This is a genomic window from Ferrovibrio sp. (genome assembly GCF_041906005.1).
Classification (GTDB): Bacteria; Pseudomonadota; Alphaproteobacteria; order Ferrovibrionales; family Ferrovibrionaceae; genus Ferrovibrio.
In genome coordinates this window covers 183,343-208,633 of sequence record NZ_JAYRJY010000001.1, presented here as the reverse complement: position 1 = coordinate 208,633, position 25,291 = coordinate 183,343, and the positions used below count along the sequence as shown (strand labels likewise).

27 protein-coding genes are annotated in these 25,291 nt (G+C 63.0%); 12 read left to right on the top strand and 15 right to left on the bottom strand.

Going from position 1 to position 25,291, the window contains the following annotated elements:
- Positions 1-9 precede the first annotated feature (9 nt).
- From denD to ACE3OO_RS01060, 7 genes are all read right to left on the bottom strand, one after another.
- The gene (denD, locus tag ACE3OO_RS01090; RefSeq protein ID WP_374298845.1) at positions 10-1,017 is read right to left on the bottom strand and encodes a D-erythronate dehydrogenase; all 1,008 of its coding nucleotides are present in this window, start codon (positions 1,015-1,017) and stop codon (positions 10-12) included.
- 86 nt (positions 1,018-1,103) lie between these two features.
- Positions 1,104-1,685: a periplasmic heavy metal sensor gene (locus ACE3OO_RS01085; RefSeq protein WP_374298844.1), complete on the bottom strand. Its 582-nt coding sequence runs from the start codon at positions 1,683-1,685 to the stop codon at positions 1,104-1,106.
- A 5-nt stretch (positions 1,686-1,690) separates the two neighbouring features.
- On the bottom strand, positions 1,691-2,149 hold the full coding sequence (locus tag ACE3OO_RS01080; protein WP_374298841.1) for a hypothetical protein: 459 nt from the start codon (positions 2,147-2,149) through the stop codon (positions 1,691-1,693).
- 15 nt (positions 2,150-2,164) lie between these two features.
- A complete protein-coding gene (locus tag ACE3OO_RS01075; protein WP_374298839.1) occupies positions 2,165-2,812 on the bottom strand; it encodes an RNA polymerase sigma factor in 648 nt (215 codons plus the stop codon).
- 105 nt (positions 2,813-2,917) lie between these two features.
- Positions 2,918-3,514, bottom strand: a complete 597-nt coding sequence (locus ACE3OO_RS01070) for a gamma carbonic anhydrase family protein (protein ID WP_374298836.1) — start codon at positions 3,512-3,514, stop codon at positions 2,918-2,920.
- A gap of 86 nt (positions 3,515-3,600) precedes the next feature.
- Positions 3,601-3,963, bottom strand: a complete 363-nt coding sequence (locus tag ACE3OO_RS01065) for a rhodanese-like domain-containing protein (RefSeq protein ID WP_374298833.1) — start codon at positions 3,961-3,963, stop codon at positions 3,601-3,603.
- Between the two features lie 154 nt (positions 3,964-4,117).
- Positions 4,118-4,498 (bottom strand): cytochrome c family protein, encoded by a 381-nt coding sequence (locus ACE3OO_RS01060; RefSeq protein WP_374298830.1) that lies wholly within the window; start codon positions 4,496-4,498, stop codon positions 4,118-4,120.
- Positions 4,499-4,711: 213 nt separating this feature from the next.
- Here ACE3OO_RS01060 and ACE3OO_RS01055 point away from each other — a divergent pair, with 213 nt between their 5' ends.
- Positions 4,712-5,449, top strand: coding sequence for a hypothetical protein (locus tag ACE3OO_RS01055; RefSeq protein ID WP_374298828.1), 738 nt, complete (start codon positions 4,712-4,714; stop codon positions 5,447-5,449).
- 3 nt (positions 5,450-5,452) lie between these two features.
- Here the strand turns inward: ACE3OO_RS01055 and ACE3OO_RS01050 are convergent, their stop codons facing one another.
- Positions 5,453-6,589 carry a TRAP transporter substrate-binding protein gene (locus ACE3OO_RS01050; RefSeq protein ID WP_374298826.1) on the bottom strand — a complete coding sequence of 379 codons (1,137 nt, stop codon included), beginning with the start codon at positions 6,587-6,589 and terminating at the stop codon, positions 5,453-5,455.
- Between the two features lie 185 nt (positions 6,590-6,774).
- Here ACE3OO_RS01050 and ACE3OO_RS01045 point away from each other — a divergent pair, with 185 nt between their 5' ends.
- The 3 genes from ACE3OO_RS01045 (at position 6,775) to ACE3OO_RS01035 (ending at position 9,735) form a co-directional block, all read left to right on the top strand.
- Positions 6,775-7,836 (top strand): TRAP transporter substrate-binding protein, encoded by a 1,062-nt coding sequence (locus tag ACE3OO_RS01045; protein WP_374298823.1) that lies wholly within the window; start codon positions 6,775-6,777, stop codon positions 7,834-7,836.
- Positions 7,837-7,912: 76 nt separating this feature from the next.
- Positions 7,913-8,440, top strand: a complete 528-nt coding sequence (locus ACE3OO_RS01040; RefSeq protein ID WP_374298820.1) for a TRAP transporter small permease — start codon at positions 7,913-7,915, stop codon at positions 8,438-8,440.
- Entirely contained in the window at positions 8,437-9,735 is a 1,299-nt protein-coding gene (locus ACE3OO_RS01035; protein WP_374298818.1) for a TRAP transporter large permease, read from the top strand. Before ACE3OO_RS01040 ends, ACE3OO_RS01035 begins: the two co-directional genes overlap by 4 nt.
- A 16-nt stretch (positions 9,736-9,751) precedes the next feature.
- On the opposite strand, the gene otnI is transcribed toward ACE3OO_RS01035, so the two are convergent.
- A complete protein-coding gene (otnI, locus tag ACE3OO_RS01030) occupies positions 9,752-10,546 on the bottom strand; it encodes a 2-oxo-tetronate isomerase (RefSeq protein WP_374298815.1) in 795 nt (264 codons plus the stop codon).
- A gap of 120 nt (positions 10,547-10,666) precedes the next feature.
- Between otnI and ACE3OO_RS01025 the strand changes: the two genes are divergently transcribed.
- Genes ACE3OO_RS01025 through ACE3OO_RS01010 form a run of 4 tightly spaced genes read left to right on the top strand, consistent with a single transcriptional unit; the run spans position 10,667 to position 14,244 of the window.
- A complete protein-coding gene (locus tag ACE3OO_RS01025; protein WP_374298813.1) occupies positions 10,667-11,824 on the top strand; it encodes an ABC transporter permease in 1,158 nt (385 codons plus the stop codon).
- 2 nt (positions 11,825-11,826) lie between these two features.
- Positions 11,827-12,624, top strand: coding sequence for an ABC transporter ATP-binding protein (locus ACE3OO_RS01020; protein ID WP_374298811.1), 798 nt, complete (start codon positions 11,827-11,829; stop codon positions 12,622-12,624).
- A gap of 4 nt (positions 12,625-12,628) precedes the next feature.
- Entirely contained in the window at positions 12,629-13,621 is a 993-nt protein-coding gene (locus ACE3OO_RS01015; protein WP_374298808.1) for an MlaD family protein, read from the top strand.
- Positions 13,618-14,244 carry an ABC-type transport auxiliary lipoprotein family protein gene (locus ACE3OO_RS01010; RefSeq protein ID WP_374298806.1) on the top strand — a complete coding sequence of 209 codons (627 nt, stop codon included), beginning with the start codon at positions 13,618-13,620 and terminating at the stop codon, positions 14,242-14,244. Before ACE3OO_RS01015 ends, ACE3OO_RS01010 begins: the two co-directional genes overlap by 4 nt.
- A 15-nt stretch (positions 14,245-14,259) precedes the next feature.
- Here ACE3OO_RS01010 and gpt read toward each other — a convergent pair whose 3' ends face one another.
- From gpt to ACE3OO_RS00985, 5 genes are all read right to left on the bottom strand, one after another.
- The gene (gene gpt / locus ACE3OO_RS01005) at positions 14,260-14,775 is read right to left on the bottom strand and encodes a xanthine phosphoribosyltransferase (protein ID WP_374298804.1); all 516 of its coding nucleotides are present in this window, start codon (positions 14,773-14,775) and stop codon (positions 14,260-14,262) included.
- Positions 14,776-14,790: 15 nt separating this feature from the next.
- The gene (locus ACE3OO_RS01000) at positions 14,791-15,258 is read right to left on the bottom strand and encodes an acyl-CoA thioesterase (protein WP_374298802.1); all 468 of its coding nucleotides are present in this window, start codon (positions 15,256-15,258) and stop codon (positions 14,791-14,793) included.
- Between the two features lie 123 nt (positions 15,259-15,381).
- On the bottom strand, positions 15,382-16,794 hold the full coding sequence (gene boxB / locus ACE3OO_RS00995) for a benzoyl-CoA 2,3-epoxidase subunit BoxB (protein ID WP_374298800.1): 1,413 nt from the start codon (positions 16,792-16,794) through the stop codon (positions 15,382-15,384).
- Between the two features lie 13 nt (positions 16,795-16,807).
- The gene (gene boxC, locus ACE3OO_RS00990) at positions 16,808-18,487 is read right to left on the bottom strand and encodes a 2,3-epoxybenzoyl-CoA dihydrolase (protein ID WP_374298797.1); all 1,680 of its coding nucleotides are present in this window, start codon (positions 18,485-18,487) and stop codon (positions 16,808-16,810) included.
- Between the two features lie 86 nt (positions 18,488-18,573).
- Positions 18,574-19,476: a helix-turn-helix transcriptional regulator gene (locus ACE3OO_RS00985; RefSeq protein WP_374298795.1), complete on the bottom strand. Its 903-nt coding sequence runs from the start codon at positions 19,474-19,476 to the stop codon at positions 18,574-18,576.
- Positions 19,477-19,584: 108 nt separating this feature from the next.
- Between ACE3OO_RS00985 and ACE3OO_RS00980 the strand changes: the two genes are divergently transcribed.
- From ACE3OO_RS00980 to ACE3OO_RS00965, 4 genes are all read left to right on the top strand, one after another.
- Complete coding sequence (locus tag ACE3OO_RS00980) at positions 19,585-20,052, top strand: flavodoxin domain-containing protein (RefSeq protein WP_374298792.1); 468 nt, start codon at positions 19,585-19,587, stop codon at positions 20,050-20,052.
- 52 nt (positions 20,053-20,104) lie between these two features.
- Complete coding sequence (locus ACE3OO_RS00975) at positions 20,105-21,661, top strand: benzoate-CoA ligase family protein (protein WP_374298790.1); 1,557 nt, start codon at positions 20,105-20,107, stop codon at positions 21,659-21,661.
- Between the two features lie 10 nt (positions 21,662-21,671).
- Positions 21,672-22,454, top strand: coding sequence for an alpha/beta fold hydrolase (locus ACE3OO_RS00970; RefSeq protein WP_374298788.1), 783 nt, complete (start codon positions 21,672-21,674; stop codon positions 22,452-22,454).
- A gap of 122 nt (positions 22,455-22,576) precedes the next feature.
- Positions 22,577-23,638, top strand: a complete 1,062-nt coding sequence (locus tag ACE3OO_RS00965; protein ID WP_374298786.1) for a Fe(3+) ABC transporter substrate-binding protein — start codon at positions 22,577-22,579, stop codon at positions 23,636-23,638.
- A gap of 76 nt (positions 23,639-23,714) precedes the next feature.
- On the opposite strand, the gene ACE3OO_RS00960 is transcribed toward ACE3OO_RS00965, so the two are convergent.
- Positions 23,715-25,262: a tetratricopeptide repeat protein gene (locus tag ACE3OO_RS00960; protein WP_374298783.1), complete on the bottom strand. Its 1,548-nt coding sequence runs from the start codon at positions 25,260-25,262 to the stop codon at positions 23,715-23,717.
- Positions 25,263-25,291: the final 29 nt, after the last annotated feature.

The following is a 25,291-nucleotide window of genomic DNA, read 5'->3' as shown; positions in this document are numbered from 1 at the left end:
CTTTCTTGCTTAGTTGGACTGCAGGCTTTTGATCTGGTTATCGAGGTCGTCGGCGATGAAGCCCTGCACGATCTCGTCAATGGAAGCATCGGTGCTGAAACCAAGGGCTGCGGCGCGGGCCGAACGCGTTTCGCCCGGCCAGCCATCGACAATCTTCTGAATGGCGGCATCGGGCTGCCAGTGAATCTGGCCGATCCGGCGGTTTCCCTTGTTGCGTTCGACGGCAGCCGCCATCTCGCCCGCGGTGACGCGTATACCACTGAGCAGCAAAGTACGGTCCTTGCCGAAGCTGTCGCCCGGCAGGTTGTGGGCGCGGATGAAGGCATCCACCGTGCGGCGTGGCGACAGGCAGGCCATCGGCGAATCCGGCCGTACCGGACAGGTCGCATCCACGCCCGACAGCGGTTCGCGGATGATCGAGCTGGCCCAGGTTGAGGCGGCTTTGTTTGGTTTGCCCGGGCGTACCATGATGGTGGGCAGGCGAATGGCGCGGCCATCGACGAAGCCTTTACGGCTGTAGTCGTTGATCAGCAATTCGCCGGTCAGTTTCTGCACGCCGTAAGATGTGGTTGGACGCTGGGCCGTTTCGTCGGTTACCGTCTTGGGCAGGGCATCGCCGCCATACACGGCGACGGAAGAGGCAAAGACCATGCGCGGCGTATGGGTGGTGATGGCGCGACAGGCTTCCAGCACATGGCGCGTACCTTCCAGATTGACGCGGTAGCCGCCTTCGAAATCGGCTTCGGCACCAGCCGAGACAATGGCGGCCAGATGGAACACGGAATGGGTATTGTGCCCGATCAAGCGCAGGACTTCGCCGTGATCGCCGATATCGCCCGCCATGCAGACGATGCGCTCGTCCTGAGGGCCAGCCGCCTCGACGGTATCGAACAGGGTAATGCGGTGAATGGCTTCCGGCTGGCCGCTCGGGCCGGTCAGGCTGCCGCGTTTCAGCAGTTCCTGCGCCAGTTTCTGGCCGATGAAGCCGGCCCCGCCGGTGATGACGACATTGAGCATGAACGCCCCCAGGAGCTGTCGGGAAAGCGTTCACGCTAACGATGCCGGCCGGCGGAAACAAGCCGGCCGGCATGGTACGCGGTGGTTCAGTCTTGTGGCGGCGGGGGCAGGCGGTGCGGCGGCGGGCCGTCCATGTGGCGACCACCAGGAGCACCCATGGGACCACCCATCGGCGCATCCGGCGGTGGCGGCATGGGGGGGCCGTGACGCAGCAGCCTCTGGGCGAATTTCTCGCGCTGTTCCGGCGTCATGGCGTCGGCCGCCGCCAGCAGGCCGGCCTGCAGGCCCTGCTGCAACTCGTCGAGCCGGCGGCGATGTTCGAGCAGGGCGGCTTCCAGCTTCGCGCGGTCATAGGGTTCGGCCGCCAGGGCGGCGCCAAGCTCGCGGTTCATGTCGCGCAGCGTGAAGGCATTGCCCTTGTGCGTTTTCTCAAAAGCTTTGCGGAAAGCCTTGCCGGCGTCATCGGGCAGGCGGCGGGCGAACTGCTCCTCGATATGGGCGCGGTCGCGGTCCATCCAGCGGCTGTATTTGACAAAGCGCACGGCGCCCCAGCCGACGAAAGCCAGATTGATCGCCACCGAGGCGATCAGGCCAATGGCAAGCCAGCGATTGAGGCGAGATTTCGGCGCCGGTGTAGCCGGCGGGGGAGTGAGATTGGGGTCGGCCATGATTCTTATTCCTCGTACAGAAGCGGTGCTGTGCTGGCCAATTGCACGGCTACCAGTTCTGCTTCCTGCGTATCAATCAGAGAGAAATTGCTCAGGCCGGCGCTGATCCCGATGGCGAGGGCAAGCGCCAGAGCCGCGACCTGCGGCATCGCGCGGCCGGTCGGGAACAGCAGGCCGAGGGCTTCGGCGACCTGCGCACGCCAGCTAGGCTGGGTGACGGCCGGGGCAGCGGCCAAGGCGGCGACCTGGGCAAAGATACGGGCGCGCAGGGCGTCGCTGGGTTCGAGTTCGGGCAGGGCGGCGCCGAGCAGCCGATTGTCGAATTGCATGGCGGCCCGCCGCAGTTCGCGCGCTTCCGGCGAATCCATCAGCAGGCGCTCGGCTGCCGTGCGTTCGCGTGCGGGCCAATGCTCGATATCGCCGCCAAAGGCATCGATCAGGTCAGCGAAGCGGTCGAGGTTCATCGTTTCACTCCAGACTCATTCCGTTATGCCGAAGGCGGCGCCAAGATCGTCGCGCAGGCTGCGCTTGGCCCGCACCAGCAGGGATTCCAGGGCCCCGACGCTGACGCCGAGAGCCTGGGCGGCGGTGATGTTGCTTTCACCCTCCCAGAAGCAGAGCAGGATGGCGGCGCGCTGGCGTTCGGGCAGTTTCGCCAAAGCCGCCGTTACGCGGTCGCCGGTCTCTGCCGCCAGGCGCGCCTGGTAGGGGGTGGGCTGCGTCTCGTCGATGGGTTCGGGCTGGTCGTCCAGAGCAGCCATACCCGGCTTGCGTTTGCGGTCGATACACAGGTTGACCACCACGCGATTCAGCCAGGTCTTGAAACTCGCGCCACCATCGGCGCGCCAGCGGGCGGCATGCTGCCAGACACGCAGGAAGGCTTCCTGTGCCACCTCTTCGGCATCGGCGCGATCAAACAGCACGCGATAGGCCATGGTCACGGCGTGGCGCAGATAACGGTCGACCAGCAGGCGATAAGCGGCATGGTCGCCATTGGCAACCCGCAACATCAGCGCGGCATCGACATCCTGCACGGTCTCATTCCGCGGCAGCGGAAGGGATAGCAGGGTGGAAGAAAGCGCGCCCGGCAAAGCAGAGGGGCGGGGCAGCGCGGTAGAAGCAAACATCCGAATCTTTCCTGCTCTGGCCGGCGGAATGGTGGCCGGGATTTCTCCCATATCCCCTATACGGGGCCGGGCGGAAAATCCTGCGCAGGAGGGTCATGCTGCGGATCAGGCCTGGCCGGCCGCCTCCAGGGCCTTCAGTTCCTCGGTCAGGCGGGCGATTTCCTCGCCCACCGCCCGGGCCATGTCGGGCTGGTCCCAGTCCCGGTACTGATTCTGCCGGTAGGCCAGGGCGTTACGGTAATACAGCCAGGCATTGAGGCGGCAGCGCACGTAATTGTTCTGTGTCTTGATCACCTTGCCGGGGCTTCCCACCACCACCGAATTATCCGGGATCACGGTCCCCTCCTTCAGGAAGGTATGGCCCCCGATGATGCAGTTACTGCCGATCACGCAGCCATCCATGATGGTGGAGCCAATGCCGATCAGGCAGTTGTCGCCGATGGTGCAGCCGTGGATGGTGCAGTGATGCGTGATCGAGCAATGGGCGCCGACATATGTGCCGGTCTGGCTGCCGACATGCAGCATCGAGAAATCCTGGATATTGGTATAGGCGCCGACGACGATCTCGTAATTCTCGGCCCGCATGGCGACATTGATCCAGACCGAACTGCCTTCCTCCAGCCGCACCTTGCCGTAAATCTGCGCGGTGTCGTGGATATAGGCGGGATTGTTCAGCGCCACATCAGGGCCATGCACGGGCATCGGTGTTCCTCCATCTCTGGGAAACGACCTTAACCAAGCGCGGCGAGGGGAAAAAGGGTGGACCGGGGCCTGGTCAAGCAGTCCGGTCAGGCCGCCACGGGCTCGTCAGCCTCGATGGTCTTGCCGCCGGCGATCTTCCAGGCCAGCAAACCGCCATCCAGATGCAGCAGATCGTCGATACCGTTTTCGGCCAGGCGGGCCAGGGCGATGGCCGAACGCTTGCCGGTCAGGCATTGCAGGATGCGCCGCTTGCCGGGAACCGCCGGCAGAGCAGTGGCCTCCAGGGTCGAGAGCGGCAATAGCACCGAACCGGGGATGTATTCATCCGCATATTCGTCCGGTTCGCGCACGTCGATCAGCACAGCTTCATCGGCGGCCAGCCAGGCCAGCACGGTTTCGGCCGTGACCGATCCGGCCAGGGTTGAGCCTGCCGGGGATTGGGCTGTCATGCTGGTTACGGTGGACATAGAGCGAATATATAGACATTGATTGTGAAATACAAATCAAATCGCATTATATTATGTGATATCAGATATTCACAAAAATATACGATAAATAAAAAGCGGCCTCCCGCTGAGGGGAGGCCGCTGGAAAATCAGGCAGTTACTTGGTGGCGTCCTTCAGATAGGCGATCAGGTCAGCCACCTCGCTTTCCTTTTTGATGCCGGGAAAGACCATCTTGTTGCCGGGAACATAGGCCTTCGGATCGGCGATATATTCCGCAATGGTCTTTTCGTCCCAGGTCACGCCCTTGGCTTTCATGGCATCGGAATACTTGAAGCCGTCCACGGTGCCCGCCTTGCGGCCGAAGACCTTGGCTAGGCTGGGGCCGACGCCGTTTTTGCCGGCTTCCAGCTGGTGACAGGCGCGGCATTTGGCAAAGGCCTTTTTGCCGGCCTCAATATCGCCAGCCGCCTGGGCGCCGCTGACAAGGGTAAATGACACCGCCAGGGCGGCAAGGGCGGAAAAAACGACTCGCGACATCTCGTGGGGCTCCTCGCGTGATTCTGTGTCGATCCGGGAACGTATACGCCTTCATGGCGCGGCGAAATCCCCGAAGCCGGATGGAAAATAGCATAGCGACTCGCTGTATCAACAGCGACGCGTTGCCGCATTTACCGCCGCTTAACAGGCCGCTGCTTAGTCTGCCCCGCCTGGACGGAAAAACGTCCTCGCGGAGCGGGAGTTTGGCTGAAGATGAACATGATGGCCAATCTGGGTCATGGCCGGTTGCAGGCGATGGTGGCAGCCGGAAACGAGGTGCTGCGGATCCAGCAGGCGCTGGCGGCCAAGCGCAGCAATCTGGTGGCTGAATTGCTGCGCGGCGAAGAAGACTTTTACGAGCAGCAGCATTATCCGGCCGGCGATGTGTTCGACCCCGAGACAGGCGCACAATATTACTATCATGCCCATCGCAACGACGGCCGCGAGCATGGTCATTTCCATGTCTTTCAGCGCCCGCATCTGCTGCCGGAAAAATTCGAACCGGTGCGCTTCGTGAAGCCGGGTGTCGGCCGTTGTTCGCCGAAGGAAAAAATCGGCCCGCACTGGCCGCGCGGCGACCATGCGCTGGCGCATATCATTGCCGTGGCGATGGATCATTACGGCCAGCCGATCCGGCTGTTCACCGTCAACCGCTGGGTCACCGACGAAACCTGGTATTCGTCACGCGATTTGATTGCCATGCTGGATCGCTTCGAACTGCGTCATAACTGGCCGCTGCCGGAGGTGAATCGCTGGTTGAACGGTCTGTTGCGATTATTCCAGCCCGAGATCGTCGAACTGATCCGTCGCCGCGATGCCGCAGTGGAGGCGCGCGGTCGCGCCAATCCCCGTGGCGACGCGCTGGAAGACCGCAGCCTGGAAGTGACCGCGTCGCTGGATATCTCGGTGGAGCGCCGGATGCGGCAGTTGCGCCGCTCGCTGGCGGCTTAAGCCTTAAGGCAGATATCCGAGGGTGCGCCACTCGGCATAAGCCTTGCGGAAACCGTGATAGGATTCCCAGACCTTCTTGAATTCGGGATTGGTGGCGCTTTCTTCCTTCACCACCTTGATCCAGGCTGCTTTTAACGCCTCGATCACCGGCTTGGGCAGGGTGCGGATTGCCACGCCGCGGGCGCGGATTTCCTGCAATGCCTTCACCTGCTGCGCTTCGCCTTCGGCCAGGCTTTCGCGCACGGTATCGCCGCAGACGCTGGTGATCAGGCCGCGTTGGGCATCGCTCAGGCCTTCCCACACTTTCATGTTGATCAGCAGCGAGATCAGCGAACTCTGCTGGTGCCAGCCGGGGAAATAGAAATTCTGCGCCGCCTTGTCGAAGCCGAAACGCAGGTCGGTCGCGGGCAGGGAGAATTCCGCCGCATCGATATCGCCGTTTTGCAGGGCGTAGAATATCTCGCCGCCGCTCATCGGGGTGGTTTCGACGCCAAGCTGGCTGATCACGCGGGCGCCGATGCCCATGAAGCGCATGCGCAGCCCCTTCAGGTCTTCGGCGGAATTGATCTCCCGGCGGAACCAGCCGCCCGATTCAGGCGGCAGGATGGTGCAGACCACCGGTTTGATGTTGAAGCGGGCAAAGCTCTCATCCATCAACTGCTGGCCACCGCCGTAAGACAGCCAGGCCAGGTATTCGCTGGCCGGCGGGCCAAAGGGCACGCTGGAGAACAGCCAGAAAGCGGAATCGCGCGAGGCAAAGAAGTTGGCCGATGACCACACCGCGTCGATCTCGCCGCTCGATACTTTGTCGAACAACTCGGCATTCGGCGCCAGGGTATTGGGTTCAAACAGCTTGAATTCGATCTTGCCGTCCGAGGCGATGGCCAGCTTTTCCACCATCGACGTCGCCATGGTGCCGATCAGCGGCGCCGTCGAGGGCGAGGGGCTGGCAAGTTTGAGCATGCTCGAATTGCCTGGCGCCTCGACCACGGCCGGCGGTGTGATGCTGGCAGTGGGCTCGGGGTCCTTGATCGCACGCGCCTCCGGCGCATTGGCCGCGCGTTGCAGAGACACGGAGCCGATGCCGATCAGAATTCCCAATACCAATGCGAGGCCAGCTACGGTGACCAGACGCGCCATCAGAATTTCACTTTCTCCCCGCCGGGCACCGGAAACATGCCTCTGGCAACTGCCGGGCGTCACCTTAAGGGGCTGGCGGGCGGCTCGTCTATCGGTCCGGGCCACTCGCTTGACTCTTAGTTTCGCTTGTAACTACCTTTTGGGAAGGTAAAAAACCGATAACAAATTCCTCGGGAGGAATTGCCGTGCAAAACAACCTTAAGGCCATGATGGCCCGGGCCGCCTTTGCCGTTGTCTCTGGCGTCGCCCTGTTCGCGGCTGCCCCGGTGCAGCCTGTTGCAGCGCAAGAAATCGAACTCAAGCTCAGTCATTTCCTGCCACCGGGCCATGGCATCCACCGTGATTGGCTGCTGCCGTGGGGCGAGGAGCTGACCAAACGCAGCAACGGCAAGGTCAAGGTCACGATCTTCCCTGCCGGTTCGGCTTTCGGCAATCCGGCCCGCCAGCTTGAGCAGGCGGTCAGCGGTGTGGTCGATATCGCCCATGGCCTGCGCGGCGTGCCGGCCGGACGGTTCAACCGCATGGGGATCATCGAGTTCCCCTTCCTGGTGGAAACCGCCAATGCCGCCAGCCGGACCCTGTGGGAGATGTATCCCAAGCATTTTGCCCAGGAATTCCCTGACACGGTGAAAGTGCTGGGCCTGCATGCCCATAACGCCGGGCTGATCCACACCCGCGACAAGCAGGTGAAAAGCATGGACGACCTGAAGGGCTTGCGCATCCGTTCGCCCAGCCCGCAGATCAATGCCATGCTGCAGCAGCTTGGCGCCACGCCGGTCGGCCTGCCGCCCGGCGAGGTATACGAGAATTTGCAGCGCGGCGTGATCGATGGTGCCGTCTTCCCGTGGGACCCGATCAATTCCTTCCGCTTGTTTGAAGTGACCAAGTATCACCTCGACGCGCGGTCTTACACAGCCAGCTTCTATTTCGTGATGAACAAGCGCAAATATGACAGCCTGCCGGCCGAGGTGAAGAAGGCTATCGATGACACCACCGGCGCGGCGCTGACCGAGAAGTTCGGCGACTGGTGGAACCAGTGGGATGCGCCCGGTCTGGAAGCGGCGAGCAAGAAGGGCAACGTGATGTCGTCGTTGAGCGAGGCGGAACGCAACCGCTGGCGCGATGCCCTGAAGCCCACCACCGAGAAGCTGCTCACCGACCTGGAGGGCCAGGGCGTGAAGAATGCCCGCGAAATTTATCGTGAAATGCAGCAGCGCATCGCCAAGTATGAAGGCGGCAAGCGCTGAGGCGTTATAACCCCGTGGCCCGCCACACCGGATGTCCGGTGCGGCGGGCCGCAGTTTTTTCTGACGGAATGCTGGTATGACGCCGATCTATCGTGCGGCTGAATGGGGCGCTGCCTGGGCCGCGCGGGTGGGTGCCTTATGTGCCCTGCTGGCCGGCCTTGCCACCTGTGCCGATGTGGTGATCCGCCATGCCGGCGGGCAGGGTATTCTGGGCACGGTCGACATCACACAGTTGATGATCATGGCCACGGCCTTTCTCACCATCCCCTATGGCTTCATCGCCGACAGCCATGTCGCGGTCGACCTGGGGGTTGAACGCCTGCCGTTCCGGATACAGGCGTTTTGCCGCATGGCGGCCGCCCTGTCCGGCGCGCTGCTGATGCTGGCGATTGCCGGCTTCGGATGGCAGCAATTCAATACGGTGGCGTTGATGGGAGACCGGTCGCAAACCATCGCGCTACCGATGACGTGGTACTGGTATCCGCTGCTGGGCGGCGCGGTGTTCGCCGCCCTGATGGCATTGGTCGTGGCCTTGCGCCATCTGGTTTCTATGCTGGCCGGCCGCGATCCGCTGCCGGCGCCGGACTCGGAGCTTGCGGCGTGAGCCCGGCGCTGGCTGGCATTCTGGGTTTCGGCGTCGTGCTGGCATTGATGCTGCTGCGCGTGCCGGTGGCGGTGGCCATGGGTCTGGTCGGCGGTGGCGGTTTCCTGCTGCTGCAAGGCTGGGACGGCCTCGCTTATGTGATGGGCTCGTCGCCGTTCGAAAGCGTGTTTCCATACAGCCTTTCCGTGGTGCCGCTGTTCGTGATGATGGGGGTGTTCGCCACTTATGCCGGCCTCTCGCGCCAGCTATACGAGGCGGCTTATGCCTTCCTCGGGCATTTCCGCGGTGGCCTGGCGCTGGCCACCATTGGGGCCTGTGCGGCCTTCGGTTCGATCTGCGGCTCGGCGATCGCCACGGCGGCAACGATGTGCCGCGTGGCTTTGCCCGAGATGCGCCGCCGTGGTTACGCCGACAGCCTGGCCACGGCCACGATTGCCGCCGGCGGGACGCTGGGCATTCTCATCCCGCCTTCGATCATCCTGTTGATCTACGCGCTGCTGACCGAACAGTCGCTGGGCAAACTCTATGTTGCCGCCCTGTTGCCCGGTGTGCTGGGCACCGGCCTCTACATGCTGGCTATCGCGGCGACCGTGCGTCTCAATCCGGTCAGTGGCCCGGCGGGCGAGCGTATGGGTTGGCCGCAGCGTCTGCGGACCATGCGCAGTGTCTGGCCCGTCTTCCTGCTGTTCGTGCTGGTGATTGGCGGCATGTTCGCCGGCGTATTCTCGCCCAATGAAGCGGCTTCGGTGGGCGCGGTGGGCGCGCTGTTGTTTGCCCTGGCGGGCCGAACGATGGGGTTTTCGCGGTTCAAGGACTCGCTGCTTGAAACGGCCTCCACCAGCGCGATGATTTTCCTGATCCTGATTGGTGCCGGCCTGTTCAATTTCTTCCTTGAGGTTACCAACGCGCCGCAACTGGTGGTGCAGCAGATCCAGACCCTGAATGTCGGCCCGGTGCCGTTCCTCATTCTGCTTACCGTGTTCTACGTGGTGCTTGGCGCCTTGATGGACGATCTGGCGATGATGTTGCTGACGTTGCCCTTCGTGTTTCCGGCGGTGCAGGCGCTGGGCATCGATCCGCTGTGGTTCGGAATCTACATGGTCACCATTGTCGAGATCGGCATGATCGTGCCGCCGGTGGGCATGAACCTGTTTGTCATCCAGGGGGTGGGGCAGGTGAAACTGCCCACTGTGATCCGTGGCATCCTGCCCTTCGTGCTGGCCGACCTGGCGCGCGTCGGCCTGCTGATCGCCTTTCCGCAGATTGTGCTGTGGCTGCCAGGTCTCATGGAGTGACGGCTTGATGGACTGATCAGTTTTTTTTCGGCAGCACGCCGTATTCCCTGATCCAGCCCAGCGAGGCGGCGGTGTCGCCTTCGGGGCGGTATTCGCAGCCCACCCAGCCGTCATACCCGTGCGCATCCAGCCGCCCGAAGACGTAACGATAATCGATTTCGCCATTGCCTGGCTCGCGCCGGTCGGGCGGGTTGGCGATCTGGATATGGCCGATCCACGGCATCTGGCGCTCCAGCCGCCTGGTGATATCACCGTGTATGATCTGGGCGTGATAGATATCGAACTGCAACCGCAGGTTCGGTGCGCCAATGTCTTCCAGCACCTTCTGGGCAAAATCGAAATCGCTGAGGAAGAAACCGGGGATGTCCCGCCGGTTGATCGGCTCGATCAGCAGCAGCAACCCCGCGCCCGAAGCCTGTTCGGCTGCCCAGGCCAGGTTGTCCATGTAGCAGGCCTCCATGGCGCGGCGATCGGCCTGGGCCGGTTCGACGCCGGCCACCACATGAATGCGCGGACAATTCAGCGCGGCGGCATAGTCGAAGGCTTTGGCCATGGCGGCGCGGAACTCCTTGCGCCGGGCGGGCAGGGAGGCCAGGCCGCGTTCACCTGCCGTCCAGTCGCCGGGCGGGGCGTTGAACAGGGCGACCTGCAGGCCGGCGTCACGCATCGCGCCGGCCACGGCGGCCGGCGCGTGATCGTAGGGGAACATGAACTCCACCCCGGCAAAGCCCTGATCGGCGGCGGCCCGGAAGCGGTCGAGGAAAGGCAGGTCCTGGAACAGGAAGCTGAGATTCGCGGCAAAGCGTGGCATGGCATCCCCCCGGCCATTTCCCGGCCTGTCGGTCCCGCCCGTGCGGAAGCATCGGTTTGCCGAGACTGTCATTTCTGCTAACAGTTGGGCAAGTCTTGTTCTTTTTCTGTCCGAGGATCGATGGCCGACGGCCGGTTGCAAACAGAGCGTGATGGAACGGCGTTGCGGCTGCGCCTGACGGGCGACTGGACGCTGGCCCATGCCAGCACGCTTCTGCCGCGTCTGGCGGGCCTGGCCACGGCCGGACTGGCCGGCCGGCACGTCGCCGAGGGTGGAGAGCGCAAGGCCGTATTGGATACCGACGCGCTGACCCGGCTGGACACCGCCGGTGCCATCCTGCTGGTGCGGCTGCATCGCCAATTGGCCGATCAGGGATTCGAGATCGACTGGCCGCAGGCCCGGCGCGAGCATCGTGCCCTGTTCGATTATGTGGCCGGCTCGGGCGACGCCATCACGGTATGGCCGCAGACCGGCAGCGGGCTGCTTGGCATCGTCGAATACCTGGGCTGGCAGACGCTGTTCTTCGTGCGCGAGGCGCGGCGCTTCATCGCGTTTATCGGCCAGGTGACGGAAACCGCGGTGCTGATCGCCGTGCGTCCCGGCCGCATGCGGTTCACCTCCATGGTGCACCACATGGAGGAAACCGGGCTGAAGGCGATTCCCATCGTCGGGCTGTTGTCTTTCCTGATCGGCATGGTGATGGCCTATCAGGGGGCCAGCCAGTTGCAGAAATTCGGCGCGGAAATTTTCGTCGTCGATCTGATCGGCATTTCGGTGTTGCGCGAACTGGGCGTGCTGTTGACCGCCATCCTGATTGCGGGCCGCTCGGGCAGCGCTTTCACCGCCCAGATCGGCACCATGAAGGTGAACGAGGAAATCGCCGCCATGCGCACGCTGGGCCTCGACCCGGTGGTGGTGCTGGTATTGCCGCGGCTGTTCGCCCTGACCTTGACTTTGCCGGTGCTGACCTTCTTTGCCGACCTGATGGGCCTGTGCGGCGGTGCGCTGATGGCATGGAACACGCTGGGAATCGATCCGGTGCTGTTTTTCAACCGCCTGAACGAGGTGATCGTGCCGCGTACCTTTGTCATTGGCATGGTGAAGGCGCCGGTCTTCGCGTCGTTGATCGCGCTGGTCGGCTGCTATGAAGGCCTGCGGGTCAAACGCGATGCCGAAAGTGTTGGCCGCCTCACCACCCGTTCGGTGGTGCAGTCGATTTTCCTGGTCATCCTGTTCGATGCCTTGTTCTCCATCCTGTTCAACATCCTTAAGGTCTAGGCATGGCGGCGGGGGAGCAAAACAGGGAGAGGGTGATCACGGTGCGGGGACTGGTGAACCGGTTCGACGCGCATGTGGTGCATGACAATCTCGACCTCGACGTTTATCGCGGCGAGGTGCTGGGCGTGGTGGGTGGATCAGGCACCGGCAAGTCGGTGCTGCTGCGCACCATCATTGCCCTGAACCAGGCCGCGGCCGGCAGTATCGATCTGCTGGGCACCGACATGGTCAATGGCGACCCGGAAGCCTTGCGGGCGGTGCGCCAGCGGTTCGGCGTGCTGTTTCAGGACGGGGCCCTGTTTTCCTCGTTGACTGTGGCGCAGAATATTCAGGTGCCGCTGAAGGAATTTTACGATCTGCCGGAAGACCTGCTGGACGAGATCGTGGCCGCCAAGCTGCACATGGTCGGTTTGTCGTCCGATGCTGGCGCGAAATATCCAGCCGAGCTTTCAGGCGGCATGCGCAAGCGTGCCGGTCTGGCCCGCGCGCTGGCGCTGGATCCGGAAGTGGTCTTCTTCGATGAACCGACGGCCGGCCTCGATCCCATTGGCGCCGCTGCCTTCGACCAATTGGTGCGCGACCTGCAGCAGGCATTGGGACTGACCGTGTTCATGGTCACCCATGACCTGGACTCGCTATACGCCATCTGCGACCGTATTGCCGTGCTGGCAGAGAAGAAGGTGTTGCTGGCCGGTCCGATGGAGATGATGCTGCAGGACAAGCATCCCTGGGTAATGGAATATTTCCACGGGCCGCGCGCCCGGGCGGCTGCGATCACCGCGGCGCTGGACAAGAGGTGAAGCCATGGAAACGCGGGCACATCATCTGCTGATCGGCAGCTTCATGCTGGTATTCCTGACCGGCATTGTGGCCTTCGTGCTCTGGCTGGCAAAATCCGAGGTCGACCGCGAGGTCGCCCGCTACAACATCTTCTTCACCGGGTCGGTCGCCGGCCTGGGCCTTGGGGGCGACGTCCGCTTCAATGGCATCAAGGTTGGCAGCGTGTCGCAGATCACCATCGACCGCCAGGATACCAGCCGGGTGCGCGTTACCGTTGAAGTCGATGCCGATACGCCGATCCGCGCCGATTCCGAAGCGACACTGCAATTGCAGGGCGTAACCGGTGTATCGTTCGTACAGATCCTGCCCGGCAGCCGCGATGCCCCGATCCTGCCCGTCGTGTCCGGGCGGGACGCCAGCAAATACCCAACCATCCGCTCCAAACCGTCCGCCATCGAAGCGCTGGTCGAAGCGGCGCCAGAGCTTTTCCAGCGCGCCGCCAGAATCCTGAGCGACGAAAATCTTGAGAACCTGACCGGCTTCATCGCCAACCTGCGCGAGGTGTCGCAAACGCTGGCCGCACGGCAGGAATCGATTGGCCGCGCCATCGACAGTTTCAGTTCCACCAGCGGCGACATTGCCAAGGCGGCTTCGGCGGCGCGCGAGATCGCTGACAAGCTGGATCGGGTAATGAACGAAGCCGAGGCAACGCTGAAGAACGCAAACCGGATTCTGGAAACTGACGCCGCCCCCGCGGCCGTCGATGCACGGCAGGCCATGGCCCAGCTCAATACCCTGTTGACCGAGCTGAATGCCATCATGGAAGAGAACCGGGTGCCGCTGCATGCCATGACGACAGAGGGCTTCGGCGAATTCCGCCGCCTGATGTCGGAAACGCGCATTCTGGTCTCCAGCCTGGCGCGGGTGGCGCAGCGGCTTGAAGATGATCCAAGCTCGGTCCTGTTCGGCAATCGCGACGCCGAGTATCGCAGCGAAGGGGGAGGACAGCGGCGATGAACAATATTACGAGACGCAGCATTCTGTTGGCCGGTGCCGCAGTGCCGTTGTCGGCGTGCGGCGGCCTGATACCGCAGACGCCGCCATCCAATCTCTACAGTCTGTCGCCCAAAACCACCTTCGTCGAAACCTTGCCGCGGGTGGACTGGCAGCTCGTGGTGGAGGAGCCTTTCGCCGCTGGCGGGCTGGATACCCACAAAATCGCGATCTTCACCAATCCCTACGAGGTGAAATACTACGCCGAGGCGCGCTGGAGCGAACGGGCTCCCCGCATGGTGCAGACCCTGCTGGTGGAAAGCTTCGAGAATACCGGCAAGATCGTTGCGGTCGGCCGCCAGTCCGTCGGCCTGCGTTCGGATTTCAATCTCAAGGGCGAGCTGCGCGAATTCCAGGCGGAACTGAAGGACGGCAACGGTTTACCCGAGGCCCATGTGGCTCTGCAGGTGAAGCTGGTGGCACAGCCGCGCCAGCAGATCGTGGCGGCGGCGACTTTCAGCCAGCGGGTGAGGGCGAAAAACGCCTCGCTGCTGGGCGTGGTGGCGGCTTTCGACGAAGCCCTGGGTTATGTGCTGCGCGAAACCGTGCAGTGGACGCTGATGACGGGGAAGAAGCCCGCCGCATAGCCTGGCCGCGTGGGCTTACAGCCCGCTGCGCAGTTCCACGATCGGCTTCGACATCACCGCTTCCTGGTCCCAGGGGAACAGGATCCAGGTGTCCTGGCTTACTTCGGTGATGAATGTGTCCACCATCGGCCGGCCATTCGGTTTGGCATAGATGGTGGCGAAATGCGCCTTGGGCAGCAGGGCGCGCACCGCCTTCGCCGTCACGCCGGTATCCACCAGATCGTCGACGATCAGCCAGCCATCGCCCTGGTCGGCGAGGGCGGCCTCGGCGGTCTTCAGGATGTTTACCTTCGAGCCGCGCTCCAGCTCGTTATAGGTGGAGCAGGAGATCGTCTCGATCATCCGCAGGTTCAGCTCGCGCGCCACGATGGCAGCCGGCACCAGGCCGCCGCGGGTGATGGCCACGATGCCCTTGTAACCGCCGTTGGCCTGGGCTGCATCCAGCAGGCGCCAGGCCAGCGCCTTGCAGTGACGGTGCAGCTCTTCCCACGAAACCGGGAAGAATTTTGTATAGCCATGGCCTTCGGTCATGATGCGCTCCGGTCTTCAGGCTTGTGCCGGTATGGTGGCCTGGCGATAGGCTTCGATGGGGCCGCGGATGAGGTCCGGGATTTCCACCGATTTCAGGATCTTCTCGTCGACAATGCAGGACACGTGCGTGCAGGTGAAGCAGACTTCGCCCGCGGCGTTCCGCCCCTTGAAGTCATAAGTGATGGTGGCGCGGCTCAGCTTCTCGACCCGCAGTTCCACGGTGAACGGATCGCCGCCCTTCAGGGCGCGCTGGAAATCCAGTTTTGTGCTGACGGTGGGCGATCCCAGACCCAGTTCCTTGTGCAGGCGCAGGAAGCTGTAGCCGATGATGTCGCGCCAGAAGGCTTCCAGCGTCTCCATCACATAGTCGAGGAATTGGGTGGTGTAGACCATCCCGGCAGGGTCGCATTCACCCCATTGCACGATGCGGGGGCAGGCGAAGGGGCGGTCGGGGGTGAAGGATCGGTTGGCGGAATCGGTCATAGCCGCGGATCATAAGGAGGGCCGGGACGAAAAAAAAGCGCGGGCAGGCCGAAGGCGGGGAAAAGAAAAGGCGTCCGGCAGGGGGACCGGACGCCTGTCTAGGAGGGGGAGGATAAACCCTACTTACGCACGCACATATTCGAAATCGACCGGCTGGTTGTTGATGCCACGGGCCGGCGGGGCGACCCAGTTGGCGAACTTGCCGCGTTCGGTCACCGGGGTCATCAGGCTGATGACATAGGCACGGTCGGCGTCGGTGGGCAGCCATTCATGATGGCGGGCATCCCATTCGGCCTGGCTGATGATGCGGCCGTTCGGATCGACGCGCAGCTCGGAGAACTGGCCGATCTGGCGGTGGAAGGCGCGGTGCGGCAGCTTCAGCTCGAAGTCGATGCCATGGCGCTTGATGATCTGGTTCCAGCGCATCACGCCCCGCGCGCAATCGGCCACATAATCGTCACGCAGCCGCTCGTTCAGGGCTGTCAGAGCGGCTTCTTCCTTCTCGCGGAAGCCATCGCCATCCACTTCCAGCACCTTGTAGGCGGCATCGGTCAGTTTGTGGTCGTCGCCGATGCGGGTCTCGTCGAAGCGGCCCTTGATGCCCATAGTGTAGTAATTGGCGGCATTGGTGGAGATTTCCGAGCCGAACAGGTCGATCGAAACCGAGAAGTGGAAATTGAGGTATTTCTGCAACGTCGGCAGATCGATCACGCCATGCTTGCGCACATCATCGGTCTTGAAGTCGCGCATGACTTCGCAGGTACGCTGGATCACCCGGCCCACGCCGGTTTCGCCGACGAACATGTGATGGGCTTCCTCGGTCAGCATGAAGCGGCAGGAGCGCGCCAGCGGATCGAAGCCGCTTTCGGCCAGCGAGGCGAGCTGGAACTTGCCGTCGCGGTCGGTGAAGAAGGTGAACATGTAGAAGCTGAGCCAGTCCGGCGTCTTCTCGTTGAAGGCGCCCAGGATGCGCGGCTTGTCGTCATCACCCGAGCGGCGCTGCAACAATGCTTCGGCTTCCTCGCGGCCGTCGCGACCGAAATAGGCATCCAGCAGGTAGACCATGGCCCACAGATGGCGGCCTTCTTCCACGTTGACCTGGAACAGGTTGCGCAGGTCATACAGCGACGGGCAGGTCTGGCCCAGCAGGCGCTGCTGCTCCACCGAGGCCGGTTCGGTGTCGCCCTGGGTCACGATCAGGCGGCGCAACACGCCGCGATATTCGCCAGGCACTTCCTGCCACGCGGCTTCGCCCTTGTGATCGCCGAAATTCACCTTGCGCTCGGCTTCCGGCTCGGCGAGGAAAATGCCCCAGCGATAGTCCGGCATCTTCACATAGCCGAACTGGGCCCAGCCTTCGGCGTCGACGCTGACGGCGGTGCGCAGATAGGCCTCGCGGGCCTGGAAGCCGGCCGGGCCCATATCCTGCCACCAGTCGAGGAATTTCGGCTGCCATTCCTCCAGCGCGCGCTGGAGGCGGCGGTTGTCGGAGAGGTTGACGTTGTTGGGGATGCGCGAGTTGTAGTCGATAGCCATTTTTGTTTTCTCCCTAGACCCGTTTGCGGTCATACGCAGCGCGCTGGCCGGTGCCATACAATTTGAGGGCGCCCTGATCGCCGACGGCGTTGGGGCGCTGGAAAATCCAGTTCTGCCAGGCGGTGAGGCGACCGAAGATTTTCGTTTCCATCGTCTCGGGGCCGCCAAAGCGCAGGCTTGCTTCCATGCCGGTGAGGGCATCGGGCGAGAAGGCGGCACGCTCCTCGATGGCGATGCGCACCTCGTCTTCCCAGTCGATGTCGTCGGGCGTGAAGGTGACCAGGCCGGCCTCGTCGGCGGCTTCGGCGTCCAGATCGTTGCCGATCAGCTTTTTTATTTCGTCGACACGCGCCGGATTGTCGAGGTTGCGGCTGGCGATGCGGCTCAATCCGTTGCCCATCGGATAGGCGCCGAAATTCATCGGCGTCAGACGGATGGTGGCGGGTGGGCGGTTGTCGCCTTCCATCTGGCCGTCCAGCATGTAGGAGCGGTCGGCCGCGACAACGAGTTCCAGCAATGTGCCGGTGAAGCAGGAGCCGGGCTCGATCAGCGCAAAGATCGAACGCGACGAAACGTCGATGCGTTTGAACACGCGCTTGAGGAACAGGCGAATCTCGCGCACCAGCCAATGCGATTTATGCTGTTCCAGCGCGGCATCGTAAGCGGCCACCAGATCGGCATCGCCATGGGTGCGGAACACCCACATGCCGGTGGTTTCTTCATTGGTGCGCAGGTGCAGGATCAGATCATCCAGCTCGCGTGCCAGCGCCAGCGACCAGAATGCGTCGCCCTGGGCCTGGATCGCATCGGCGGAAGCCGGCGGCGGGGCCTTGGGGCCATGCACGGTAATCTCGGCGATGCCCTTGGCGCGGTCCAGCTTGGCTTCGACATGGCTGTAGCGGATCGTGTCGCCATCGATCCTGCGTTCCAGCTTCGAAAGCGCGACGCCCTTCGCGTTGGTCGGCCGGTCGGACTTGGCGGCAAAGGCTTCGGCGCGTTCGCGCATGGCGTCGTTCAGCTTGGTGCGCGGCACGACTTCGTCGACCAGGCGCCAATCCACGGCGCGCTTGCCCTTGATGCCTTCCTCGATGGTGCAGAAGAAATCGGCGCGGTCGCGGCGCACCATGCGCTTGTCGACCAGGCGGGTGAGGCCGCCGGTGCCCGGCAGCACGGCCAGCAGCGGCACCTCGGGCAGCGAGACAGAGGTGTTGCCGTCATCGGCCATCAGGATGTAGTCGGCGGCCAAAGCCAGTTCATACCCGCCGCCGGCGCAGGGGCCGTTCACGGCGGCGATGTAGGTCTGCTTCGACTCCGCCGTGGCTTCTTCGATGCCGTTGCGGGTCTCGTTGGTGAATTTGCAGAAATTCACCTTCCAGCCATGGGCCGACTGGTTGAGCATACGGATGTTGGCGCCGGCGCAGAAGATGCGCTCCTTCGCCGAGGTGATGATCACCGATTTTACTTCCGGATGCTCGAAGCGCAGCCGCTGCACGGCATCGTGCAGTTCGATATCGACGCCGAGGTCGTAGGAATTCAGCTTCAGCTCATAGCCGGGGCGCAGGCCGCCGTCTTCCTTGACGTCCATCGCGAGCGTGGCGACGGAGCCGTCGATGCTGAGTTTCCAATGTTTGTACTGGCTGGGCTCGGTACGGAAATCTACCGGAGCGGCGCCGTTGGGCTGGCTGTTGGCCATGCTGGTCCTCCCTCGAACTGATATGCATTATAATACACAGTTTCGGGACGACAAGAATTATTTTGCATATTTTGCCCCGCCCGGGGCTATTCTGCCGCCTCGCGGGCCAGCCAGGCCGGGTGGGCGCGCAGGGCGGCAGCCAGTTCGGTGCCGGCCTGGTCCAGGGTCTTGCCGGCGGTATCGAATGCCATGTCGGCGCGGGCATAGAGGGATTCGCGCTGGGTCAGGATACGTTTCAGATCGGCCATGGCTTCCGACTGGCCCGTGATCGGCCGCAGGTCGCCCTGGGCCACGACGCGGCCCATATGCTCTTCGGGGTTGGCTTTCAGCCACACGGTGAAGCAATGCGACAGCAGATGGGCATAGGTGGTCGGTTCGGACGGCAGGCTGCCGCCGGTGGCGATCACTTTGGGCGCCGTATCGGCGGTGATGCGCTCCAATGCCCGGCGCTCGAACCGCCGGTAAGCCGCCTGGCCGTAAAGATCGAAAATCTCATTCAGGGACAGGCCCGCCTCGGTCTCGATTTCCTTGGCCATTTCCACGAATTGCAGGCCAAAAGCGGCGGCCAGTCGCTGGCCGAGCGAGGTTTTTCCGGCGCCGCGCAGACCGATCAGCGCGATATGGCGCTTCACGCTGGGCGCGACCCCAAACCGGTCGCGGGCAAAAGCCTGCAATTCCTGGAGCTGCTCGGCACTCAGGTCCTCGATCTGCCGCAGCAGCAAGGCTTGATCGACGCCCAGCGGCGGACGGTCGCCGAGGAAATCGGTGATCGGCAAATCCATCGCGCGGGCGATCTGGCGCAGCAGCAGGATCGAAATATTGCCTGCACCACCTTCAAGCTGGGCGAGGTAGCGTTCCGACACGCCTGAATCACGGGCGAGGATCTTGCGGCTCATGCCGCGCCTTGCACGCGCATTGCGCACGCGCTCGCCCACAACCTGCAGGAAAGCGGTATCGTCGGGGCTGGCCTTGTCGCGGCTCTCGTTCATGGCATGCATTATAGTGCAATTTTCGCTGGAGCACCAGCAAACACTGCGTTATAGTTCGGCCGCAATAAAAAACGGCCACCCCCATTACACAGGTTCAGGAGAGCGTAGATGCAGGTTTCCATTCTGGTCGGCACCATGACGGGCACCGCCGAGTTGGTGGCCGGTGACGTGAAGAAGGCGCTGGAAGGCAAGGGCCACAGCGTCGAGGTGCTGCTGATGGACAATCTGAAGGCCGAAGTGTTTCAGCGTCCCGGTGCCTTCCTGATCTGCACTTCCACCTACGGCCAGGGCGATGTGCCCGACAATGCCCGCGACTTCTTTGCCGACCTGCAGGCCGCCAAGCCCGACCTGACTGGCAAGCCGGCCGGTATCATCGGCCTGGGCGATACCACCTATCAGGATACCTTCAACCATGGCGGCCAGCAGTTTGAAGCCCTGCTGAAAAGCCTGAATGCCACGCTGGTGGGCGAGCGCATGCAGCACAACGCCTCGGGTGGCACGCTGCCGGAAGAGGACGCGGTGGCCTGGGCGCTGGACTGGGTGGAACAGGCCGAGCCCCTGGCCAAGGCCGCATAACCGCTCGCTGACATAAGCGGGCGGCAAAAACATAATTCCCCGGGAGGAAACAATGCCGCGCTTTCTTGAGCTGCCGCGGCGGTATAACGCCGCGAGCCATTTCGTCGACCGTCATATCGTCGAAGGCCGCGGGGCGAAAACCGCCTTTATCGACGATAAGGGCGGCTACAGCTATGCCGATCTGGCCGCACGCGTGAACCGCGCCGGCAATCTGCTGAAAAGCCAGGGGGTGCAGCCCGAACAGCGCGTGATGCTGGCGCTTCTGGATGGCATCGATTTTCCCGCGCTGTTTTTCGGCGCGATGAAGATTGGCGCCGTACCGGTGCCGGTGAACACGCTGCTCACCACACCCGATTACGATTTCCTGCTGCGCGACAGCCGGGCCGTGGTGCTGGCCGTTTCCGATGCGCTGCTCGAGAAATTCCGGCCGATCATTTCCGGTCAACCGCACCTCAAGCAGGTTCTGATCTCGGGGCAGGTGCCGCCGACCGTGACGCCGCTGCACAAGCTGATGGAGGCACAGTCCGATCAGCTTGATGCGGCTGAAACCACGCCGGACGATATCGGCTTCTGGCTGTATTCCTCGGGCTCGACCGGGGCGCCGAAAGGCGCCATGCATCTGCATGGCGATCTGGTGCATACCGCCGTTCTGTATGGCGAAGAGGTGCTGGGTATCAAAGAGGACGATGTCGTCTTCTCTGCGGCCAAGCTGTTTTTCGCCTACGGCATGGGCAATGCCATGACCTTCCCGCTGCATGTCGGTGCCACGGCCGTATTGATGGCCGAGCGGCCGACGCCGTCGGCCGTGATGAAACGCCTGAAGGACAATCAGGCCAGCATCTTCTATGGCGTACCGACTCTCTATGCCGGTATACTCGCGGCCGAGGGCATCACGAAAGAAAGCGGATCGGCAAGACTGCGGTGTTGTGTTTCCGCCGGCGAGGCCTTGCCCGAGGATATTGGCAAACGTTGGGAAAAGCTGTTCGGCGTCCAGATCCTGGATGGTATCGGCTCGACCGAGATGCTGCATATCTTCCTGTCGAACCGGCCGGGCGATGTGCGCTATGGCACCACCGGCACGGCCGTACCGGGTTATGACCTGCGCATCGTGGACGAGCATGGCAAGGATGTGGAGCAGGGCGGTATCGGCGAATTGCTGGTCAGCGGTCCATCCAGCGCCATGGCCTACTGGAACAACCGCACCAAGAGCCTCAACACCTTCCAGGGACCATGGACGCGCACCGGTGACAAATACCTGCGCACCAACGACGGTTATTACATCTACGCCGGTCGTTCCGACGACATGCTGAAAGTCAGCGGCATCTGGGTTTCGCCGTTCGAGGTCGAATCCGCGCTGCTGGCGCACCCCAAGGTGCTGGAGGCCGCCGTGGTGGCCCATGCCGATACCGATGACCTGATCAAGCCAAAGGCTTATGTCGTGCTCAAGCCCGGCATTGGTGCGGAAGATGCACTGGTCGACGAGTTGAAGGCCTTCGTGAAGGATCGTCTGGCACCGTACAAATACCCGCGCTGGGTCGAGATCGTCGACGAACTGCCCAAGACCGCCACAGGCAAGATCCAGCGTTTCAAGCTGCGCGACAAGGCGTGATGACCGGGGCATGACCGCAGATTACAAGGCCGTCGAACTGAGCCGGGGCCGCGTCGAATACCGCTGGATCGGCCCGCGCGGGTCCGGCCTGCCGGTGCTGGTCTTTTTGCATGAGGGGCTGGGCTGCGTCGCGCTGTGGAAGGATTTCCCGGACCGTGTGGCCGAGGCAACTGGTCTGCCGGCGCTGGTCTACAGCCGCATCGGGTATGGCGGGTCAAGCCCCTGCGCTTTGCCCCGACCGCTGACCTACATGCATGAGGAAGGCGAGCAGGGGTTGCCCGAATTGCTTGCCGCGCTGGGCATCCGGCGTCATATCCTGGTCGGGCATTCCGATGGCGCTTCGATCTCGCTGATCTATGCCGGTGCCGCGCAGCATCAGGATCTGCTGGGCATCGCGGTCATGGCTCCGCACAGTTTCTGCGAAGAAGTATCGGTCGCCTCGATCCGCGCCGCCAATGACGCCTTCACGCATGGCGATCTGCGCGTCCGGCTGGCCAAATATCATGGCGCCAATGTCGATTGCGCTTTCCATGGCTGGTGCGACGGCTGGCTCGATCCCGATTTCATGCGCTGGAATATCGAAGGCTACGTCGATCGCATCAAAGTGCCGGTGCTGGTGATCCAGGGTGAGGATGACGAATACGGCACGGCGGCACAGGTCGAGAGCATCGCCCGTCGGGTGGCGCGGGCGGAGACCCTGATGCTGCCGGCTTGCGGCCATTCGCCCCAACGGGACCAGCCCGAGGCGACCCTGGACGCGATTGCCGGCTTCATCCGTAAGCTGACGGCATAAGGCGCGACTCGCCTACATAAAATTGAAAGTCAGTCTCACTTGCTGCTGGAAAGCGCCGATGCTAGTTTCTGCTCCTGAAAGTTAATCGCAGAAACAACCATTCCGCTTACAGGAGCAGAGGCATGCGTCTCGCCACTCTCAGCCAATCCGCCATCGCCCGCCGCGCCCTCATGCTGGGCCTGCTGGCAGGGGCCGCGATCCTCGGTCTGCCGGGCCCGGCCGCGGCGCAGGATCAGGTGGTCAACCTGTATTCCTCGCGCCATTACGATACCGACGAGGCGCTGTACACCAACTTCACCAAGGAAACCGGCATCAAGATCAACCGGCTGGAAGCCAGCGAGGATCAGCTGCTGCAGCGCATGCGCGCCGAGGGCGACAAAAGCCCGGCCGACGTGCTGATCACCGTCGATGCCGGCCGTCTGTGGCGGGCTCAGGAAGCCGGCCTGTTGCAGCCGGTGAAGTCGGCCGCGCTTGAAAAGGCCATCCCGGCCCATCTGCGCGAACCCGATGGCTACTGGTACGGTTTCTCCAAGCGGGCCCGCATCTTCGTGGTCAACAAGACCAAGGTGAAGGCCGGCGAACTGAGCCGCTATGAAGATTTGGCCGATCCGAAATGGAAGGGCCGCCTGCTGATCCGCTCGTCGACCAATGTCTACAACCAGTCGCTGGTCGGCTCGATGATCGCCACGCTCGGCCCCGAGGCGACCGAGACCTGGGCCAAGCATGTGGTGGCGAATTTCGCCCGCGCGCCCAAAGGCGGCGACACCGATCAGATCAAGGCGGTGGCGGCCGGCGAGGGCGATGTGGCGCTGTCGAATACCTATTACTTCGCGCGCCTGATGGGGTCGAAAAAGCCCGAGGATCAGGCGGTGGTCGCCAATCTGGCGGTGATCTTCCCCAACCAGGGTGATCGCGGCACCCATGTGAATATCAGCGGCGCCGGCGTCGCCAAGCATTCGCCCAACAAGGCGAATGCCATCAAGTTCCTGGAATACCTCGCCTCCAAGCAGGCGCAGGAATATTTCGCCAAGGGCAATTACGAATTTCCGGTGATCGGCGGCGTGCCGTTGCATCCGGTGATCGCGGCCTGGTCGGAATTCAAGGAAGACACGCTGAATGCAGCCGTGTTCGGCAAGAACAACGAAGCGGCGCTGAAGCTGATGGATCGGGCTGGCTGGAAATAAGCCGCCGGGCCTAAATGACAAAAGGGCGGGGGAAACCCCGCCCTTTTTCGGTGCCGCAGGCTAAGACGTCGCGATGTCAGTCGCGGCGTGCGATCACCATGAAGCAGGGCACGGGCTGGCCCATTTCTTCGCGGCCATGGGTCTGCTCCAGGCTCAGGATCGAGAATCCCGCATCCTGCAATGCGCGGCGCACATACCCTTCGTCATGCTGATAGCGGCCGGTCGGGCCAAGCTTGAAACCTTGCGCGGGCGAAGCACCCTGCATCGCCTCGACGGTGAAACCCAGCAGACCGCCCGGCGTCGTTTTCGCCGCGATGGCTTTCAGGGTGGGATCAAGCTGGCCGAAATAGCAGAACACGTCGGCCGCGACCGTCATGTCGTAGCGATCGGCGGTATCGGCCAGGAAACGGCCGAGTTCCGCCTCATGCAATGAATCATACAGGCCACGCGCTTTCGCCTTGGCCAGCATGCCGCCGCTGAGGTCGACACCGACCAGCGTTCGGGCCAGCGGTTTGAGCAGCGGGGCGCACAGGCCGGTGCCGCAGCCAGCATCCAGGATTGTCAGGCCGCGCCGGCCCTCGAGCCGCTGTTCCATCGCGGCGCAGAGCATCTCGGGCACGCGGTAGCCTAGGCCGGCCAGGGTCGTTTCGAAATCGCTGGCGAAACGGTCAAAGGTTTCGCGCACATAGGTATCGTCAGCGCGGGCTGGCGCATTCTCGCCCAGGATCGCCGCCGCCATATGCTGGGCAATCGGGTCCTTGGCGCAGGTCTCCTGCCATTGCCGGGCATAGCGCTGCGCCTGTTCGCTTTTGCCGGTTCGGATCATGCCATAGAGCATTTCGCCCATGTGGTATTGCAGCATCGTATCGCTGGGTGCGGCGGCAATGGCGCGGAAAGTGACTTCCGCACCCTGCTCGTATTCGCCGATCTTGTAGAGAGACAGCGACATGTTCCGCAGCGCATGGGGATGGTTCGGCACCAGCGCCACGGTTTTCAGGCAGTTCTCGATGGCGCCGAGGAAATCTTCCTTGGTGGCGAGCAGGCCGGCCAGATTGGCAAAGGCATCCGCATAGCCGGATTCGAGCGCCACGGATTTGCGATAGGCGGCTTCGGCTTCGTCGATTTGCCCGGCATCGCGATAGGCGTTGCCAAGGCTGAAGTAAGCCTGGGCATATGCCGGATGCAGGCGGATGGCCGTCTGGTAACTGGCGATGGCCGCCGGCAGGTTGCCGCTGCGGCTGAGGGCGATGCCAAGATTGAAATGCAGCAGGGGCTGCTCGGGCTGCTGCTTCAGGCCGTTGCGATACGTCTCGATGGCCTGTCCGACGCGGTCCAGGCGCAGATAGGTGTTGCCCAGATTGACGTAGCCATCCACCACGTCCGGCGAAAGCTGGATGGCGCGCTTGAAGGCCTGGGCGGCGGCCTTGAGTTCGCCGAGCATGGTGTGAAGCTGCCCGAGGCTGAACCAGGCATCGGCGCGGCGCGGGTTCTTCTTCACCAGATCCGCCAACAGATCGCGTGCGGCATCGGTCTGGCCTTGCTGCAGCAGGGCGCTGGCCGTCACCAGCGGATCGCCGCCGATTCCAGCCTGTTGCAAAAGCGCGTCGCTTACCGGATTCGCCATACCACTCAATCCTGCCTGCTGTTGCGGCG

Coding starts and splice junctions, on each gene's coding strand:
- denD (WP_374298845.1), bottom strand. CDS start 1,017: ATGCTCAATGTCGTCATCACCGGCGGGGCCGGCTTCATCGGCCAGAAA.
- ACE3OO_RS01085 (WP_374298844.1), bottom strand. CDS start 1,685: ATGGCCGACCCCAATCTCACTCCCCCGCCGGCTACACCGGCGCCGAAA.
- ACE3OO_RS01080 (WP_374298841.1), bottom strand. CDS start 2,149: ATGAACCTCGACCGCTTCGCTGACCTGATCGATGCCTTTGGCGGCGAT.
- ACE3OO_RS01075 (WP_374298839.1), bottom strand. CDS start 2,812: ATGTTTGCTTCTACCGCGCTGCCCCGCCCCTCTGCTTTGCCGGGCGCG.
- ACE3OO_RS01070 (WP_374298836.1), bottom strand. CDS start 3,514: ATGCCCGTGCATGGCCCTGATGTGGCGCTGAACAATCCCGCCTATATC.
- ACE3OO_RS01065 (WP_374298833.1), bottom strand. CDS start 3,963: ATGACAGCCCAATCCCCGGCAGGCTCAACCCTGGCCGGATCGGTCACG.
- ACE3OO_RS01060 (WP_374298830.1), bottom strand. CDS start 4,498: ATGTCGCGAGTCGTTTTTTCCGCCCTTGCCGCCCTGGCGGTGTCATTT.
- ACE3OO_RS01055 (WP_374298828.1), top strand. CDS start 4,712: ATGAACATGATGGCCAATCTGGGTCATGGCCGGTTGCAGGCGATGGTG.
- ACE3OO_RS01050 (WP_374298826.1), bottom strand. CDS start 6,589: ATGGCGCGTCTGGTCACCGTAGCTGGCCTCGCATTGGTATTGGGAATT.
- ACE3OO_RS01040 (WP_374298820.1), top strand. CDS start 7,913: ATGACGCCGATCTATCGTGCGGCTGAATGGGGCGCTGCCTGGGCCGCG.
- otnI (WP_374298815.1), bottom strand. CDS start 10,546: ATGCCACGCTTTGCCGCGAATCTCAGCTTCCTGTTCCAGGACCTGCCT.
- ACE3OO_RS01025 (WP_374298813.1), top strand. CDS start 10,667: ATGGCCGACGGCCGGTTGCAAACAGAGCGTGATGGAACGGCGTTGCGG.
- ACE3OO_RS01020 (WP_374298811.1), top strand. CDS start 11,827: ATGGCGGCGGGGGAGCAAAACAGGGAGAGGGTGATCACGGTGCGGGGA.
- ACE3OO_RS01015 (WP_374298808.1), top strand. CDS start 12,629: ATGGAAACGCGGGCACATCATCTGCTGATCGGCAGCTTCATGCTGGTA.
- ACE3OO_RS01010 (WP_374298806.1), top strand. CDS start 13,618: ATGAACAATATTACGAGACGCAGCATTCTGTTGGCCGGTGCCGCAGTG.
- gpt (WP_374298804.1), bottom strand. CDS start 14,775: ATGACCGAAGGCCATGGCTATACAAAATTCTTCCCGGTTTCGTGGGAA.
- ACE3OO_RS01000 (WP_374298802.1), bottom strand. CDS start 15,258: ATGACCGATTCCGCCAACCGATCCTTCACCCCCGACCGCCCCTTCGCC.
- boxB (WP_374298800.1), bottom strand. CDS start 16,794: ATGGCTATCGACTACAACTCGCGCATCCCCAACAACGTCAACCTCTCC.
- boxC (WP_374298797.1), bottom strand. CDS start 18,487: ATGGCCAACAGCCAGCCCAACGGCGCCGCTCCGGTAGATTTCCGTACC.
- ACE3OO_RS00985 (WP_374298795.1), bottom strand. CDS start 19,476: ATGAACGAGAGCCGCGACAAGGCCAGCCCCGACGATACCGCTTTCCTG.
- ACE3OO_RS00980 (WP_374298792.1), top strand. CDS start 19,585: ATGCAGGTTTCCATTCTGGTCGGCACCATGACGGGCACCGCCGAGTTG.
- ACE3OO_RS00975 (WP_374298790.1), top strand. CDS start 20,105: ATGCCGCGCTTTCTTGAGCTGCCGCGGCGGTATAACGCCGCGAGCCAT.
- ACE3OO_RS00970 (WP_374298788.1), top strand. CDS start 21,672: ATGACCGCAGATTACAAGGCCGTCGAACTGAGCCGGGGCCGCGTCGAA.
- ACE3OO_RS00965 (WP_374298786.1), top strand. CDS start 22,577: ATGCGTCTCGCCACTCTCAGCCAATCCGCCATCGCCCGCCGCGCCCTC.
- ACE3OO_RS00960 (WP_374298783.1), bottom strand. CDS start 25,262: ATGGCGAATCCGGTAAGCGACGCGCTTTTGCAACAGGCTGGAATCGGC.